15 protein-coding genes are annotated in these 16,685 nt (G+C 45.7%); 11 read left to right on the top strand and 4 right to left on the bottom strand.

The features are described from left to right. Window positions 1-20: 20 nt before the first annotated feature. On the top strand, window positions 21-803 hold the full coding sequence (locus tag AB1K83_RS05630; protein WP_413057185.1) for a dioxygenase: 783 nt from the start codon (window positions 21-23) through the stop codon (window positions 801-803). Between the two features lie 101 nt (window positions 804-904). Here AB1K83_RS05630 and AB1K83_RS05625 read toward each other — a convergent pair whose 3' ends face one another. The 3 genes from AB1K83_RS05625 to AB1K83_RS05615 form a co-directional block, all read right to left on the bottom strand. Next, entirely contained in the window at window positions 905-1,084 is a 180-nt protein-coding gene (locus AB1K83_RS05625; RefSeq protein ID WP_413057184.1) for a hypothetical protein, read from the bottom strand. A gap of 37 nt (window positions 1,085-1,121) precedes the next feature. Further along, window positions 1,122-3,464: an RNA polymerase recycling motor HelD gene (helD, locus tag AB1K83_RS05620; RefSeq protein ID WP_413057183.1), complete on the bottom strand. Its 2,343-nt coding sequence runs from the start codon at window positions 3,462-3,464 to the stop codon at window positions 1,122-1,124. Window positions 3,465-3,705: 241 nt separating this feature from the next. After that, window positions 3,706-4,563 carry a transporter substrate-binding domain-containing protein gene (locus AB1K83_RS05615; RefSeq protein ID WP_413057182.1) on the bottom strand — a complete coding sequence of 286 codons (858 nt, stop codon included), beginning with the start codon at window positions 4,561-4,563 and terminating at the stop codon, window positions 3,706-3,708. Between the two features lie 187 nt (window positions 4,564-4,750). Between AB1K83_RS05615 and AB1K83_RS05610 the strand changes: the two genes are divergently transcribed. The 10 genes from AB1K83_RS05610 to AB1K83_RS05565 all read left to right on the top strand — a co-directional run bounded on the left by AB1K83_RS05610 (window position 4,751) and on the right by AB1K83_RS05565 (window position 15,502). Next, complete coding sequence (locus AB1K83_RS05610) at window positions 4,751-6,745, top strand: acyltransferase family protein (protein WP_413057181.1); 1,995 nt, start codon at window positions 4,751-4,753, stop codon at window positions 6,743-6,745. Between the two features lie 149 nt (window positions 6,746-6,894). Further along, the gene (locus AB1K83_RS05605; RefSeq protein WP_413057180.1) at window positions 6,895-8,172 is read left to right on the top strand and encodes a polysaccharide deacetylase family protein; all 1,278 of its coding nucleotides are present in this window, start codon (window positions 6,895-6,897) and stop codon (window positions 8,170-8,172) included. A gap of 20 nt (window positions 8,173-8,192) precedes the next feature. Beyond that, window positions 8,193-8,690: a sigma-70 family RNA polymerase sigma factor gene (locus AB1K83_RS05600; protein ID WP_413057179.1), complete on the top strand. Its 498-nt coding sequence runs from the start codon at window positions 8,193-8,195 to the stop codon at window positions 8,688-8,690. Continuing rightward, entirely contained in the window at window positions 8,687-9,760 is a 1,074-nt protein-coding gene (locus tag AB1K83_RS05595; RefSeq protein WP_413057178.1) for a S26 family signal peptidase, read from the top strand. Before AB1K83_RS05600 ends, AB1K83_RS05595 begins: the two co-directional genes overlap by 4 nt. A gap of 162 nt (window positions 9,761-9,922) precedes the next feature. Continuing rightward, the gene (locus AB1K83_RS05590; protein ID WP_413057177.1) at window positions 9,923-11,302 is read left to right on the top strand and encodes an S-layer homology domain-containing protein; all 1,380 of its coding nucleotides are present in this window, start codon (window positions 9,923-9,925) and stop codon (window positions 11,300-11,302) included. 134 nt (window positions 11,303-11,436) lie between these two features. After that, complete coding sequence (locus AB1K83_RS05585; RefSeq protein ID WP_413057176.1) at window positions 11,437-12,246, top strand: S-layer homology domain-containing protein; 810 nt, start codon at window positions 11,437-11,439, stop codon at window positions 12,244-12,246. 129 nt (window positions 12,247-12,375) lie between these two features. Further along, on the top strand, window positions 12,376-12,813 hold the full coding sequence (locus AB1K83_RS05580; RefSeq protein ID WP_413057175.1) for a hypothetical protein: 438 nt from the start codon (window positions 12,376-12,378) through the stop codon (window positions 12,811-12,813). A 177-nt stretch (window positions 12,814-12,990) separates the two neighbouring features. Next, entirely contained in the window at window positions 12,991-13,770 is a 780-nt protein-coding gene (locus tag AB1K83_RS05575) for a conserved phage C-terminal domain-containing protein (RefSeq protein ID WP_413057174.1), read from the top strand. Beyond that, complete coding sequence (locus AB1K83_RS05570) at window positions 13,767-15,044, top strand: replicative DNA helicase (protein WP_413057173.1); 1,278 nt, start codon at window positions 13,767-13,769, stop codon at window positions 15,042-15,044. Before AB1K83_RS05575 ends, AB1K83_RS05570 begins: the two co-directional genes overlap by 4 nt. Further along, window positions 15,041-15,502: a hypothetical protein gene (locus AB1K83_RS05565; protein ID WP_413057172.1), complete on the top strand. Its 462-nt coding sequence runs from the start codon at window positions 15,041-15,043 to the stop codon at window positions 15,500-15,502. Before AB1K83_RS05570 ends, AB1K83_RS05565 begins: the two co-directional genes overlap by 4 nt. A 78-nt stretch (window positions 15,503-15,580) precedes the next feature. On the opposite strand, the gene AB1K83_RS05560 is transcribed toward AB1K83_RS05565, so the two are convergent. After that, entirely contained in the window at window positions 15,581-16,297 is a 717-nt protein-coding gene (locus AB1K83_RS05560) for an SH3 domain-containing protein (RefSeq protein ID WP_413057171.1), read from the bottom strand. Window positions 16,298-16,685 lie beyond the last annotated feature (388 nt).

Genomic DNA, 16,685 nt, shown 5'->3' with positions numbered 1-16,685 from the left:
ACAATGGGGAGGAATTTGGAATGGTAAAACAAGTTGCAAAAAAGAACGAACGGGTGGAAGAGGTCTTTGCTTTATTTATTAAACACGTGAAAAACTTCCTACAAGAAGCGCATTTAAATCATGAGGAATATACAAACTTTGTCAATTGGGCAGATCGGCTGGGGCGCAAAGGGGAATTGCCGCTGTTTGCGGATGTGTTTTTGGAAACCCACGTGTTGAGAGCGATGTACACGGACAAGCCCGGCACACAGCCATCTCTTCTAGGCCCATATTTCATTGAGGGATCGCCTTTGATCGAAACAAAGGACGGCAAAATCCTTGAATTGACGCAGCGTCCTGATGAAGCTGGAGAAGTTATGTACTTTAGCGGGAATGTAAGCAGTACGGATGGCAAGCCGCTTGCGAATACCCGCGTGGAAATGTGGCAAAATGATGCGTCCGGAAAATATTCCGCATTCGATTCAGACGCACCTAGATATAACTTCAGGGGCCATTTCTTCACAGATGAAAATGGGGATTTTACTGTAAAAACAATCGTCCCGCTTCCGTATTCCATTCCGACTGACGGTCCGACAGGAGAGTTTTTGGAGTATACGGAGCAGCATCCGATGCGTCCGGCCCATCTTCATCTAATGTTTGAAGCGGAGGGGCATGAAACGCTCATTACGCAAGTGTTCTTTGAAGGGGATGAATGGCTGGAAACGGACGTGGCCGATGGGGTGCGTTTAGACTTAATGACGACACTTGAGGAGAAGGATGGCTATAAAGTATCCTCATTGGATTTTGTAATGCGTAAAAATTAATAATCTCAAATGACGAGGGGATGATACAATCCCCTTGTTTTTGTATCAACAGGAGTGAGGGGCATCTTGTGCGGTCCAAACAGAGTATGTAAAGAAGGGATTTACGGAAGGAATTGTAAGATGAATAAAGAGGAAGCGGTCTGCGCGACAGCTTCCTCTTTTTGTTGTTTTTCTTCATCCTGATATTCGAGCAACCGGCCGTCCAAGCGTTCCAGCTGCTTGACCTGCGAATGGGGGAAACCCTCCATGTTCGTTTTCTGGAACATATCCAGCAAGAACAATGTATTTTCCCTTTTGCGAAAAAGCACCAACCAAGTCTTACGTCAAGCGATGAAGTGAACTTTCTTCTGCAATCGTGCGCAATAAAGGGCTAGGTTCGCCTACGCTGTATAAATGCAAATAATGCATAGCCCGGGTGCACGCCGTATAAAATAATCGACGCAGGCTGTCATCTCCGTATACTTCCGCGGATGCGTTGTAAATGATAACCGCGTCGAATTCAATGCCTTTGGCCAAATACGCCGGTATGACGACAACGCCTTGCTCGTATTCAACCGATCCGCTCTTCACGAGCTTGATATCCTCAATACCGCGCAAGGAATCGTATGCAGCAGCGCTTTCCGCTGCAGATTTGCATATAATCGCGATGGTGCGATACTGCCGTTTCTGTAAGTCTGCCACTTTGGATGTAATGGAGCGATGCAATTCCGCTTGATTGGACAGTTGCGTCAATTGGGGTTTCTCGCCACCGCGGTCGAACGCTTCAATCCGTTCGCCGTTCGGGACGAGTGCACGCGTAAATTCGACGATCGGTCTTGTGGATCGGTAGCTGCGGGTCAAGTTGATGGCCGCCGTTTCATCCGGACCGTATAAGCTAGTCAACGTTTGAAAATCAACCATTTCACTTGCATGGGCGAATATGGCTTGGTTAAAGTCGCCGAGCACGGTCATTTTGGCGGCAGGAAACAGACGCTTCAAAAATTCGAACTGGAACGGGGAGTAATCTTGTGCCTCGTCTACTAGTATATGTTTGATTGAACTGTTCGTTTGAAAGCCTTGAATCAGCTCTTTCATTAATAAAAACGGTGTGGCATCTTCGTAAAACAGTTTCCTTTCATCTAGCATTTTCACGGTAGACCGGCAAATATTCGGCCATTCCTCTGGTGCTTCCTGATCCATCCATTGGCTGATCCGGTTAGGGTCTGTGAATAGATTCCTATAAATTCCCTTGATATTGACGAACCGCAACGCTTTGATCCGTTTACGTATCGGTCTTAACTTCTGTCGGACAAGGAAGCGGGCTAACGCATCAGGATCCATTTCGTAATCATGAATCGCTTCTCCCCGAAAACCGCGCTTTTTCGCCAAGTAGGTGAATGCTTGGTCGTACTCCTCATCGCTAAGCAGTTCGATTTCCTCCTGTACCCATGGCTTCTTTCGTTCGTTCCTTTCAGCTTCATTTATTTGCTTTAATAACCAATCCTTCAATTTTTCAAGTCTGCTATGAAATCGGAGTTCGGTGTCCCTGCTATAAAACCGTTCCGCAATTTGTGCAGCGGTCACGATTGGCGTTCCTCTGAAATTGATCTGCCTGAATACCATACCGGATACCTCAAGCGATTCCCGGTATGCCTGGAGCGCTTCGAAAAAGTGAGGGGTGGCCTTGAATCGGATGCTTGCCATCCTTGTTCGATATTCCGGGTTATCCTTTGCAATCAAAACATATTCCAATTGGTCGTACGGATTTTCCACTTTAAATTCATTTTTCAACCGATGATCCAAATATTCCTGGAATGTGACTTGCTGCATATTCTCTTCGCCGAGCTCTGGCAACACATTGGAAACGTAACTATTAAATAAAGAATTCGGTGAAAACAGAATGATTTGATCGGCTGTTAGCACATCGCGATTTTTATAGAGTAAATACGCAACCCGCTGCAGGGCTGCCGATGTCTTCCCGCTGCCGGCTGCGCCGTGCACAATGAGCATCCGCCCTCGATCGTGCCGGATGATCCGGTTTTGTTCCTGTTGAATGGTGGCTACGATACTGTGCATATGTTTGTCTGTCCCTTTACCCAGCACTTCTTGTAAAACCTCGTCTCCAATCGTAAGGCTCGTATCGAACATCGATTGGATCAAGCCGCCACGAATGAGGTACTGCCATTTTTTCTCCAATGTTCCATGGATGACACCTCCCGGGGTAGCGTACTGTGCAGGACCAGGTGGGTAGTCGTAGTAGACACTCGAGATCGGAGCCCTCCAATCGTATATCAGAATGTCTTCTCCGCTTGGATCCATGAGCGTGGAAATGCCGATATAGATTCGTTCTGTAGTCGGAGTTCCATCTTCAATGAAATCGATGCGACCGAAATAGGGCATCTCTTGCATCCGCCGCAAAGAAGCTAATCTCTTGGAGGCATGTCGATGCGTGCTTTGGTTGACGGACAGTGCTTGAGCTTCTTGTCGTAAGCCGATGATCGTCTCCAGATAATCGTCGAACGTATCCAAATTCACTTTTACTTCATCCCAAAAATGTTTGCGGATCTTCACGACTTCCTTCCGCCGCCTGGAAGTTTCATCCTCCAATTGATTGATTTGCTCCGCAATCGTCTCCATTACGGAGTTCACTCGTTCTTGCTCCTGGCGAAGTTCCAAGTCCATATCCACCACTCCTTATTAAAAATAAAGGTTGACAAAAAAGGATTTCATGAGATACAATTAAAATAGGGTAACTATACATAAAAAACCATTTAAAGTGTATCCTTATAAACTTACCATAGTTTCTCTTTTTTATCAATGTGTTTTCCCGATCAAAAAGCCATAATTTTATTAATAAAAAAGAAGAGTGGAGGCCGCCTGCATAAACGGTTTCCACTCTTCTTTCTATTTACTGCCGGGTTTGTCATTCTTCTACTTCTTCACTGTCCGGATTGATTCCAAATTCATTCCGTAATTCTTCAAAAACGCCTTTCAGTTCCATTTCTTCCATCCAGAAATTGACGGTGTTCAGGAACTGTTGATCGCCTTGCTGCATGAGATACCCAAATTGACTTGGCTCCCACGGGTTTTCGGATAATGCTGCATACAGGACGTCGTTTTCCCTTGCATAGTGGATGGCTTCGATGCTATCGGTGATCATGACATCGACTTCTCCGCTCGCAACCTTACCTGGGATATCTAGATTGTTTTGGACGACAATTACTTTTGCTTTTGTAATATTTGCATCAACAAATTTTTGGTTTGTCCCACCAGGATTCACTCCAATGGTCACGTCAGGTTGATTGATTGCTTCTAAGCTCGTAAACTTGTCCTTATCTTCTGCGCGTATCAGTGGTGATTTTCCAAATGGAATATATCCGTGTGAAAATTGTGCTTTCATTTGTCTTCCCATATTCCGAGTGATTCCACCCATGGCGATATCAAACTTATCTGCCAGCAAATCATCCATTAAAGTAGGCCATGTAGTAGCAACGAACTTTACTTCGACCCCCAATTCTTTTGCAAGTGATTTGGCTGCCTCGATATCATACCCCTCATATTGTTTCGTTTCTGGGTTGAGGTAGGTGAACGGTTTATAGTCTCCCGGTGTCCCTACTCGGATATAGCCCTGGTCAATAATTTTATCCAACCTGGAATCAAACAGGGATTCTTTAATAACTTCCTTATCTTTTTCACTGGCTGCTGAGGTGAATAATGAGTAGGTCAAAAACCCGGTTATTGCTAGAACAACTGCTAATACTGCTTTCAAACTATTTTTCATTCCCAAAGCCCCCTATAATATTCATACTATTTTAATAATTATATCTATTGCTTGATAGCTTGTCAATTATCCAACCGTCTGCATAAGATCCCTCCAATATTTTTAAAAAACCTTTGAAACTTTTCCCGAAAATCTCCGTCTGTACGTTGCTAACTAGAAGTATGATGGCTGGGAGTGTAGTGGTCGAATGAAAGATTTAAAGCAAACTCAAAAAAGATATCGCCCGGAGATTGAAGGGTTACGTACGATTACGACGTTGTTAATAGTCATTTATCATATTTGGCTGGGGAGGGTATCCGGAGGCATTGATGTATTCTTTGTTCTATCCGGCTATTTGATAACCATGTCTCTTCTATCGAGAATGGAGAGAGCGGGTAAAGTGCACCTTGGGGAGTTTTTAATGGGACTCGCGAAAAGGCTGTTCCCTCAAGCCTTATTGGTCATCATCATGATTGGAAGTCTGGCATTGCTGTTTTTACCTTCGTTGGAATGGAGCCCGATCATTGCCCATATGGCCGCGTCTACGCTCTATTTTGAAAACTGGCGTTTGGCGTTCGATGCGGTTGATTATTTAGCGCAGGATCATGCGGTAAGTCCATTTCAACATTTTTGGTCATTGGGTGTACAAGGGCAATTTTATATCCTATGGCCGATTTTAATCACTACTGTGTATGCTCTAGCCCGGAAAGTCTTGAAAACGCCGGTGCGTAAAACGTTTTTATTAGTATTGTTCGTCGTCTTCATCTGTTCGATCGGTTATTCTATATATCAAACAACAGCGAATCAGCCTTGGGCGTATTTTGATACGTTTGCACGCATGTGGGAATTTAGCATTGGCGGGATGTTAGCATTGGTTGTACCGTATGTATTTCTGAATAAATGGCTAAACACGGTGCTGGGTTGGTTGGGGCTCTCTATCATTTGTGTAACAGGTTTCTTGCTTCCGGTCTCAACGGGGTTTCCCGGTTATCTAGCGCTAGTTCCGATTAGCGGGGCATTATTGGTGTTAATCGCTACCGAAAATAGTACGAAATTCGGTGTGGATCGATTGTTAAGCGTCAAGCCGCTGACTTTTCTAGGCGGCCTTACTTATGGGATTTATTTATGGCATTGGCCACTTTTGATTTTCTATAAGGCAGCGACGGATGTAGAAACCGTTCCGATCGTCGAGGGGATCGTCATTATCATGGCGACGGTTCTTTTATCACTGCTCTCCACAAAATTACTGGAAGCACCGATTTTGAAGTTGGATAAAAAAAGAATGAACGGCAAACTTGCGGCTGTCTTATGCGGCCTGTTGGTCGTAACAGGAAGTTCCATACTAGCCATTACTACATATATCGAAAAGGCGAAGGCCGATGCGCTGGTCGCCAGTTATGATGAACAAGACTTTCCGGGAGCAAAGGCTGTCTATGAGAATACCGAACCCCCAAAAGGAATCGATCCCATTCCGGCCTCTATCGATATTCAATCAGATCTTCCTTCTTTTTATGAGAATCCAAACTGCTTTGCGAAAAATAGTGTCCATGTACAGAAATGTTCATATGGAGTGGTAGCGGATCCCATCTATACAGTTGCGCTTGTCGGCGGATCGCATTCTGGACATTGGTTTCCGGCCCTGGAAGTTTTAGCAGAAGACCTGAATTTCCAGATTGACGTCTACAATCATGATGGCTGCCGATTTACAAACGAAGATCCGGAGCGGCACTTAACCGAGGCTTGTTTACAGTGGAATGAGAATTTGATCAAACATTTAAAGGAAGATCCGCCAGACTTGGTTTTCACCACGTCCACATTGAATAAGCGAAAGACGATACCGACTGGTTATATTAATCAATGGAAAGAGCTGGAGGGGATCACCACGATATTCGCTGTACGGGATAATCCTCGGATGAAAAAGAATATCCCTAGCTGTCTAGAAAAAAATAACAACCCGCTGCGCTGTGCAATTTCTAGGGACGAGGGAGTGTCGAAGGGAGTGCCTTGGGAGAATACAGAAGGCATTCCTTCGAACGTGGTTTTCGCAGACCTCACGGATTATTTCTGTGATCAAACCACTTGCTTTTCCGTCATCGGGAACATCATCGTGTATCGTGACGATAACCATATCACAGCAACGTATGCAAAAACATTAGCTCTTCCTTTAAGGGAACCTTTGAAGCAGGCGTTGGAGGGTTTATAAAAAGAGCATGTCTGTTGTCTGTGTTACAGAATAAAAAGAATGCCAGGTTCTCCATTTTTTCAGTCAAAAAAACTTTTTAAAAAATCTTTGAAACTTTTTCTGAAATTCTCCGTCTGTACGTTGATTAAATCGGCAGTGGGGGAAAATAGATGAGAAAAATGTATAGTAATGCGCTGTTGCTTGTGTGCTTAAGTGTAGTGATGCTATGGATTGGTGCGAAATGGAATGTGGTGGAGTCGGCGTTTTTTAAGGGGCTCGGAGGCGCGTCTGCAGAGGAGGAACCGTTTGTCATAGAGAGAGAGTTTGAGCGGGTTCTGACATTGCCGGAGCGACAGCCCATTTATATGAAGGGGGAAGCCTTTATTCAAATTGGCGAGTTGGAGGCCAATCAGCCGGTTGTTGTCACAGGTGAGAATGAGGTGTATTATGAGCTTCGTCTAGGAAATATGACTGCCTTTGTCCGGAAGGGGAAGGAAACGGTTGAAAAAAAGAAGCTTTCGACATTGGTGCGTACGGAGCGGTTCGCTGCTGTCAGTACGCTGCACAAGACCGCAGTGTATGAGGAGGCGGACTTGCAAAGCGCCATTTTCCTGCAGCTGGAAGAAGGGTATCGCTATCCAATCATAAAAGAGATAGAGGATTGGTATATCATAGCCATCGGAGAGCGGCCGGGATATATCGAGAAGCAGACCGTTACGTTGGACAAAGGTCTGCCTGTGTTGGTTTACCACCATATATTGCCGCGCGATCTGATGGAAACGACAGCAAGTACGATTTCGTTGGAGGCGTTTGAGCAGCAGATGGAGTATTTGTCGGATCATCAATTCATGACGCTGACCGCACATCAGCTCTATGATTATTTGGAAGGTCGTCTAGTTGTACCGGGCAAAGCCGTGCTCATCACCTTTGACGATGGTTTATTATCGACAAAGGAATATGCGTATCCGATTTTGAAACAATACGGGTTTCGTGCGCTTCAGCACATCATTTCCTCACGTACGGATCGTGCACAAGGCGTGCAAACTTTTCACACGGAAGGACCGTTGCAGTATTTAACTGCTGCCGATTTGAATGAGTTGGCGGATGTTTTCCAATTTGAAGCACATACGTATGAGTTGCATTCACTTCAGAATGGTGTAGATTTAGGTGTTGGGTTAGACCGTTCTCAAGAAGAAATAGTCCTAGATTTACAGAGGAATTTGGAGCAAGTGCCGGCAGCCGTTTCATTAGCTTATCCATATGGACATTATAATGAAGCATTTATCGCTGCGGCTAAAGAAGTCGGGCTGTTGGTCGGTTTTACCACAAGTGAGGGTTACGCCAATCGGAGTGCTTCCAACTATGAAGTCTGTCGGTTTGGAATGACAGAAAATAGGTCATTTGAGCAATTTGTTGCGTATGTGGATGGGGACATGACGTGGCCGTAGAGAAGGGTGATTTTTCGTAAATGAATGAGATGGATCAAATAATCGATGAGCATTCGCGCTATTTAGTGCGCATCGCTTATTTATACGTAAAAAATTGGTCGACTGCAGAGGATGTTGTACAAGAAGTCTTCATTACTTATTTTCAAAAGAGCGACCAATTCCGCAATGAGGCGTCACTAAAAACGTATTTGACGAAAATGACAGCCAATCGTGCAAAAGATTATTTGCGCTCGTGGAAACATAAAAAAGATGTGCTGTTTGATACCATTTTCGCTTCGGCGCAAGGCGTAGAGGAGGTCGTGCTGGAGCAGGAGCAGCTGGCTTCATTAGAAAAGAATCTTTTCCAGCTTCCGTTGAAATACCGCGAGCCTTTAATCTTATTTTATTATGATGAGCAGTCGATAGCGGACATTGCAAGCTATCTGAAGCTCAATGAAAATACTGTGAAAACACGGCTGCGCAGGGCGAGGCAGCAACTGAAGGAATTTTTTGAGGAAGAGGAGGTGATGGGCAATTGAATGATTTCAAACAGAAGCTCGATCAAATGATGGGCGATACAACGGAGCAGGAAAGACGGATCAAGCAACGTGTGCATGAAAATCTACGGCCAACGGCGAAAAGTTTTTCCTGGCAAGTGCTGTTTGCCGCGGTGGCGGCACCTGCATTGGCACTGTTCCTAATTTTTACAGTGAACCCTTCCGATCTGCTTTCTTCCGATCAGGGACGGGGTGTTCCGTATGATCCGCTGGATGATTTGGCAAAGATTTCGGCGCTGCAAAAAAAGAAGCAGCTGTCAGTGGTGGAGTATGAAGAGTTTGCGGAATTACCGCATTTCGATCAAGTGGACGGTTTGTATTATATCGATAAAGAACCGTTCTCATTAGACGGAAGTTCTGATACCTTCCATACCGTCATCGAGCGCAAAGAGAACCTATTCGATGAGGTTGTCTATGAAGCAGGGGATATTGTACGAACGATGACCAATACGACAAGCCATTTGCCGACCTATAACGATGTCTATTACGAGGTCATTGCAGTCCCGGGAGATCGGGTTGTGTTGAAAAATGGACAGCTGAAGATTAATGGCAAACCGTTGCAATCCGAAATTATGAATCGGTATGAAAAAATGGGCATCACGATTGCAGGCGGGTACGACCAGGTGTTGAATGCACGGGAATATTTCTTATTGAACCATTTCCCGGCAAATGGAACGATGCAGGGGGCCACCATCACGCCCGTACACAAAATCTATGGGGAAGTGGTCGGCGTTGCAACGGAGGAACGTACCGATTCGATGTATTTGGATTATGTATCGGGACAGCTGACGGGTGACTATAGACCGGAGCAATACTTTGATTTGTATTTATATGACGAGCTGCTTGGCTTTCAAAGCTTGCCACAGACGCCGGTATTTACACAACTCAACCGGTTGGGTGAATTGTTTCTAGAGGCTTCTTACCGAAAAACGATTCCTGTTTCAGAAAATGAAGTGGAAATCCGCTATCAATATGGGAGAGAAGGCGTCGCGGAACAAGTGTTTCATATGAAGCGGGATACGGATACGGGTAGCTGGGTGATAGAAGAATAGGTATGGGTGTTGGGGGAATGGGAACCCCGGCACACTTCAAGAATTGATGGAAACCAGGTTGGCAACTGCCCAGAAAAACCAAGCCGTCAACCAACCGCTTATGATATAGGTGCACCAATCTGGTTTTCTACCGATTCATCAAAAATATGGAGGTGTTTCATCTTGATAAGTAAGCGAGCCGCAGTAATAATGACTCTGCTACTCCTATTCGCAGCCATTCCATTCCGAGTGCAGGCTGCCGCCAAATTTTCCGACGTTGATACACATTGGGCGAAGAATGAGATCATGTACTTATCCGAACGCAATATCATTGGTGGTTATCCGGACGGTACATTCAAGCCGAATGAGCCGATCACCCGGGCGCAGGCTGCGGCCATGCTCATCAAAGCGTTGAACATTCCGCTGACAGAAGATGCGTCCGTCCAGTTCAAAGATGTATCGAAGAATTCACCGTACTACGCAATTCTCGCGACGGTGAATGAAAAAGGGATTCTTCGGGGCGATAATGGTTTCATGCGTCCCGGTGAAATAACATCCCGTGCGCAAATGGCTGCGATTTTGCGACGTGCGTTCAACTTGCCGCTTGACAAGCAACCGACATTTGTCGATGTCACGCCGGCTCACTGGGCGTATCAGGACATTAATGGGATTGCGAAACAGCGAATTGCGGGCGGGTCGGACGGCCAGTATATGCCGGCAAACCCTGTTACCCGTGCACAATTTTCGGCATTTCTGGTGCGAGCGCTGGATGATGACATGAAACTCAGCCGCTATCATTCTTATGTCAGTATGAAAGGCATAGCTGTTGAGCATAACGGATCCTTATATACGATCTCTCCGGATTGCTATACATGCGGGAAACTGATCAAAAAGGATTTGAAATCAGGCAAGGAAGAAGTGTTATTAAGCAATGAAGATTTTTCTTCTGATGGCGGCACATATGTTGTCAGGTTCAATAAAGGATTCCCGCTCATCGTCTATAACGAAGAAATTTTTCTACCGTTTTGGTCTGCGGTCCATGAAATGACCGATGTCCCGTTTTCATATGGGTTGATTCGTACGAAGACGAGTATGGAGGATGCGCCCATTGACTCTGCTTTGATGAAAGGAATGGGTGGGCGGACATTCCGCAATCTATTTGTTTGGAATGATCGAATCTACTATACGAATGAAAAAAATCAAGATGAACCTTATTTAGAATGGAATTTTAACCAAAGCATCCCGCAAGACAGTCCGCTTATCCTCTATTCGACAGCGATGGATGGCAGCGATCAGAGAAAAGAATTTGCGTTCAATGCACGGATCATTTTTGATGAAGTATCCGCTATGCCAAGCGTTCCTTATGTGAATCAAAACAATAAATCAGTATTGTACGATCACTCAACCATGTACTATTTCAACAAGGCAGGCGTCTTCAAGTATAGTCTGCTAGATAAAAAGGCGAGCAAGATTTCGAATGTGTTGGCAAAAAATATGGAAGCGACAGCTACGCAGTTAATCGTCACGGATCAAAATGGGAAGAAACATACGTTGAAGAAATAATATTAGCAAGTACCAGGTTGGTAGCTGACCAGAATATAAAACTGTCAACCAACCGTTTATTATAGGGCGTACCAACCTGGTTTTCAGAGATAGAGAGCCTAAGGAGGCATCGAAACTCAAGGAGGATTATCATTTTGAAAAGCAAACTAACCGCTGTGTTGATGGCTTTCCTGCTTCTATTCACGGCAGTGCCAGCTCAGGTAAAGGTACAGGCTGCTACACAGTTTTCCGATGTACATAACCATTGGGCGAAGAATGAGATCAAGTACTTATCCGAACGTCATATCATCGGCGGCTACCCGGACGGCACCTTCAAGCCGAATGAGCCGATCACCCGGGCGCAAGCCTCTGCCATGCTCATCAAGGCATTGAACATTCCCCTGTCGGAAAATACGTCTGTCCAGTTCAAGGATGTATCGAAAAATTCACCGTACTACCAGATTCTCGCAACGGTGAATGAAAAAGGGGTCCTCCGGGGCGACAACGGCTACATGCGTCCTGGCGAACAAACTTCGCGGGCACAAATGGCCGCGATTTTGCGCCGCGCGTTCGAGTTGCCGCTCGATAAGCAAGCGACCTTCATTGATGTCACGCCCGCACACTGGGCGTATCAGGACATCAACGGAATTGCGAAACAGCGCATTGCGGGTGGATCGCACGGCAAATATATGCCATCGAATTCCGTCACTCGTGCACAGTTTTCCGCATTTCTAGTCCGTGCACTGGATGATAAGATGAAACTTAGCAAATATCGTACGTATGTGAGCACGAAAGGGAAGATTGTGGAACAGGATGGCTATTCCTATTTTACCGAACTAGCCAAGGACGATAACTATTTTTATCAAGTTGTGAAAGAAAATAAAACAACCGGCAATAGGGAAGTATTGTTGAAAACCACGGAAATCTCGAAAAGTGCATGGGATACTGATAGCGTGAGTTACTAGCATCAAGACACCCGGTTCGTTCTCTATAACGATGAGATTTTCATACCCTACCATAGTGGCGGATTTGCGGAAGCTTTTGAACTTCCGTTTGCTTACGCAGTGATGAAAATCACGACGGATGGACAGAATTTGGTGAAAATGAAAGAGCCGGGCAACTTCGAGTTGAACCGCAACCTATTCATCTGGAACGACCGTGTCTACTTTACGTTTGAAAGGGACTACTTGCCTGGTGTCCATGCAGATGAATTTAAAGACACTACGCTCGACCTCTATTCGACTGCTATGGACGGCCGCAGTGATAAGCGGAAAGAACACGCCTTTGTCGCACGCGCAACGTATGACTTATTTGATGAATATGGAAATAGGGAAGCAGGGGCAGACAACCTTTCTGTGTTGTACGACCACTCCACGATTTATTATTTTAATAAAAAAGGAGTCTTCAAGTACAGCCTGCTTGATAAAAAGACAAGCAAACTCTCGAATATCCTTGGGAAAAGGATAGAGGCCACGGATACGGAGTTGATCATAACGGACATAAATGGCAAGAAACATACGTTGAAGAAATGACAAGGTGCATGCCTATAAAATATGTGATGAATTTATAAAAAGAGTGGAAGCGTCCATACGACGTTTTCCACTCTTTTTTATATGGCCGAAATATTTTCACTCCAACCTGTATCCTTTTCCAAAATCAGTATCTATCTACTTGTTGAAAGGGATATTTACTATGTTGGAGGGATACTCATGAATTTACTGATCAACGAGTCACCATTGCTCATTCTGCCTTCATTGGCAAAGAAAGTCGGTTTGAACGAGTCGATCATATTGCAGCAGCTGCATTTCCGTTCGCTCATTTCGCACTATGCAAAAGACGGCTATCGATGGGTGTGTAAAACGTACGAGGAATGGCAGGAGGAGTTTCCGTTCTGGTCGCTCGATACCATCAGACGGGCGATCCGTAAGCTGGAAACCGGGGGAATTGTCATTTCGACGTCTGCGTTCAACCGGATGAAAATGGACAAAACAAAATGGTATCGGATCGACTATGCAAAGTGCTCATCACCGTTTGGGCAATCTGCACCGTCGATGCCGGCAAAACCATCTCACGGAGAAGGGCAAATTGCCCTGTCTGAAGAGGGCAATCTGCACTCACCAATAACTAAAGAACTTAAGAATAATAAAAAAGATATTGTCGAGACACGTCCCGACGTCGTAGTTGAAGTGATTGATTACTTGAATGAACGGACAGGGAAGAGCTTCAAGACGAATTCAAAATCGACGGGACGGATGATTGGAGGCAGATTGTCGGAAGGCTATACACTCGATGATTTTAAATCAGTCATCGAAACGAAGGCTAGGCAGTGGTCGGCTGACCCGCGGATGCGCCATTACTTACGGCCGTCCACGCTGTTCGCGCCAACCAATTTTGAAAACTATCTCAACGAGGCGCCTGCCCGGGAACCGGAACGGAAGCAGGTACACCGGGCGCCCGTGCTCGATTTCGGGAAGGGGGAAGTCGAATGAGCGGTTTGGAACTGGCAGAAAAAAGCTTGCTGGGCACGATGTTTGCGGAAACTTATTTGATTGGCGACGGCGGTTTGCAGGAAGCGTTCTTCACGAAAATAGCGCATCAACGTATTTTCACACTCATGCGACGACTCGCTGCAGAACACAGGGCTGTCGATTATATTACCGTCCTGACGATGGCGGAACCGGCGGAGCTCGGGGGTGCCAATTACGTGTCCAATCTGCAGAACTTCGCCAACCCGGCCCGGTTCGACGAATACAAAGCAATCGTCATTGGGGAATGGAAGACGAGGGAAAAGCAGCGCATTCTGCAGCTGGCACAAGTTGAGAATTGGTCGATCGTTGATATTCAGAAAGCGTTCGATAACCTAGAGGCTGAAAACTCGGCGCAAGAAGAGGCTTCCATTCAAGATGATCTAGCCTCGTTGTACGAACTCCCTTTCCAACCAGTACGAGAAGAAGGAGGTACGCCGGCAGGGTTGCGGGACCTCGACAACTTGCTGAACGGCTTTCAGGACAGTGAATTGACGATCATCGGCGCCCGTCCGTCGATGGGGAAAACGGACACGCTGAATCATTTGGCACTCCATGCGGGACTGGCGGGACATTTGCCAATCATCTTCTCGCTGGAAATGAGCCGCAAATCCATGATCACGAGATTGATTGCGTCCGCCGGCGGCTATAACCGGTTGCGGATGCGTAATCCTCACCGCTACTTCGATGAGAAGCAAAAAGCGGGATGGACTCAAACGATCGGCTTTCTGGACGGGGCCGGCATCCACATCGATGACCGCAGCGGGTTGACAGTCGGGCAAATCAAGGCGAAAGCCCGGCACATCATCAAAACGAATCCCGATAGGAAGCCGATTATCTACATCGACTATTTGCAGTTGATCCGCCCCGACAATATGCAGGACGACCAAACTCGCAAAATCGGACAAATCAGCTACGACTTGAAAAACATGGCGAAGGAATTCGGCTGTCCCGTCGTTTGCCTATCGCAATTGAGCCGGGGAGTGGAAGGGCGTAAGGACAAACGGCCCCTCATGAGCGACCTGCGCGATTCCGGAAATATCGAGCAAGATGCGGACGTCATCTGCTTTCTCTATCGGGACGGTTATTATGACAAAGACAGTGAAGACGGCAATTTGCTTGAAATCATCGTGGCGAAGCATCGGAACGGACCGACCGGAACGGCGACGGTCGCCTATAGGAAGGAAACCGGAAAGCTCTTTGATATCAACTGGGATGAAAGGAAGGGGTTGGCATGACAGTGACAGTGAAGGAAGTGTTCGACTTCGCAGTGGAAACGGATATGACCCAGTTGGCGCATCGTATCTACTGGGCGCTTGGGGAACGATTAGTGGAGTTGCAGGATGATAGTGAACTACTTCATGGACTTCCTTACGATGATCCGGCGATTGACAGCATGACGGAACGGAACGTGCTTGGCATCGGGCGCGTCCAGCTGTTCGTCCTCGAGACAGCAAACGTTGAGTGGTATTCCTTCATCCTCGCTGAAAGCTCTTTCGAGGCCTTCCATCTGCATGCAGATCTTTTCCGAGAAAGGCCGAGGAACGTCACAAGATCGGAACGGCTCATGATTCCGGAGATGTTGCTGGCGGATACGGGGGAAGAGGTAAATCTATATGACTATCGGAAAAGCGTCGTGGAATTTCCGGCATATGTTGGTCATGCAAAGGCGGGGGAGAGGGTGTTGTATCGATAGGAAGAGGTGTTTGGAAAATAAAAACAAGAGTTGCCCGAAAACGATATTCCGGCAACTCTCGTTATAATCAATTACTTATTATCCTTCTTTCACAGATACTAGCTCTGTAAAGATCTTTCCGTTTTTATTTGTACTTTTAATAATGCCGATCCCTTTTGCAAAGTATTCCCTTGAACCATCCGGGAAACGTAGAATGACAACATTTTTGAAGGTGCCGGCTTTCACGGTTATAGATTTCGTTGTGCTTTCTACTAACACCTTTTGATCCTCAAACATGAGAGACGAATCGGTTGTGTACGTCCCTTGTTTTAATGGATACGGAACGTTGACAAAGATGAAATCCGAACTCGATACACCCATCAGCAGCCCTTTTTTGGTTTCGATATACGTAAAGTTCGATAAATGCGGGTATAGCGGACTTTTCTTATTATATAAGTACGTGTATTCGTCTTCCTTTTCTACATAAAACGTTTCTTTCTTATTTTCCAAGAAGGATGGTTCATACGTCAAAATCAATCCTTCTTTAGGCGTGAGGCCCCCGGTAACAGTGGTTGATGCAGCTTTCGGATTTTCCTTAGATAAAGCGGATGTATACACATATCCCTTACTTTTGCCGGCTTGTACATAGGACCATCCATCGGATGAAGACAGAACCGTCACCTTCGAATGGTTTTGAATGGTACCCATTTTATCGGCATTTTGATTTGGTTTCGCACGCAGGAAAATGTCTGTTTTGGCTTGTACAAACATTTCTGTTGTCGCTGCGGTTACGGTGGTCTGGAGAGGGAATGCCATCAACAACATCATTGCTAAGAATATTTTTTTAATTTGAACCACTCCTTGATCTAGTCACTACTATAAGCCTATGAAACAAGGTCTGAAAAAAGAACGGATGGCAGGGAGGCTAGGGCGTAAAACAACCATGAATATTCGCACTCTTATTACTGTGTTTCCACAGGCATGCTCATTTCAAACGAAGGGGATGGATATTATGAAAAAAGTGAGGATATGCCTATAAGAACAGACGGTAGGTGGAATGAAGTTTTCTATGGATTGATGTGTTGAAGTTCGATCCCCGTTTGTTATTATTCCACGCAAAAACACAGAATCCTTGCGGCAGGGCGATGTTTTATTAGTGAAATGAAAAATGGCGTGGTGAAGGGGTAGTACGTCGGGGAAGGAA

Source organism: Sporosarcina sp. 179-K 3D1 HS (assembly GCF_047228905.1).
Taxonomy (GTDB): Bacteria; Bacillota; Bacilli; order Bacillales_A; family Planococcaceae; genus Sporosarcina.
Note: the sequence above shows the minus strand (reverse complement) of the source record. Positions and strands in the feature narration are given on the sequence as shown.

What these genes read in the sequence shown, in the direction of transcription:
- AB1K83_RS05630 (WP_413057185.1), top strand. Translation starts at nt 21, where the DNA reads ATGGTAAAACAAGTTGCAAAAAAGAACGAACGGGTGGAAGAGGTCTTT.
- helD (WP_413057183.1), bottom strand. Translation starts at nt 3,464, where the DNA reads ATGGACTTGGAACTTCGCCAGGAGCAAGAACGAGTGAACTCCGTAATG.
- AB1K83_RS05615 (WP_413057182.1), bottom strand. Translation starts at nt 4,563, where the DNA reads ATGAAAAATAGTTTGAAAGCAGTATTAGCAGTTGTTCTAGCAATAACC.
- AB1K83_RS05610 (WP_413057181.1), top strand. Translation starts at nt 4,751, where the DNA reads ATGAAAGATTTAAAGCAAACTCAAAAAAGATATCGCCCGGAGATTGAA.
- AB1K83_RS05605 (WP_413057180.1), top strand. Translation starts at nt 6,895, where the DNA reads ATGAGAAAAATGTATAGTAATGCGCTGTTGCTTGTGTGCTTAAGTGTA.
- AB1K83_RS05600 (WP_413057179.1), top strand. Translation starts at nt 8,193, where the DNA reads ATGAATGAGATGGATCAAATAATCGATGAGCATTCGCGCTATTTAGTG.
- AB1K83_RS05575 (WP_413057174.1), top strand. Translation starts at nt 12,991, where the DNA reads ATGAATTTACTGATCAACGAGTCACCATTGCTCATTCTGCCTTCATTG.
- AB1K83_RS05570 (WP_413057173.1), top strand. Translation starts at nt 13,767, where the DNA reads ATGAGCGGTTTGGAACTGGCAGAAAAAAGCTTGCTGGGCACGATGTTT.
- AB1K83_RS05565 (WP_413057172.1), top strand. Translation starts at nt 15,041, where the DNA reads ATGACAGTGACAGTGAAGGAAGTGTTCGACTTCGCAGTGGAAACGGAT.
- AB1K83_RS05560 (WP_413057171.1), bottom strand. Translation starts at nt 16,297, where the DNA reads ATGGCATTCCCTCTCCAGACCACCGTAACCGCAGCGACAACAGAAATG.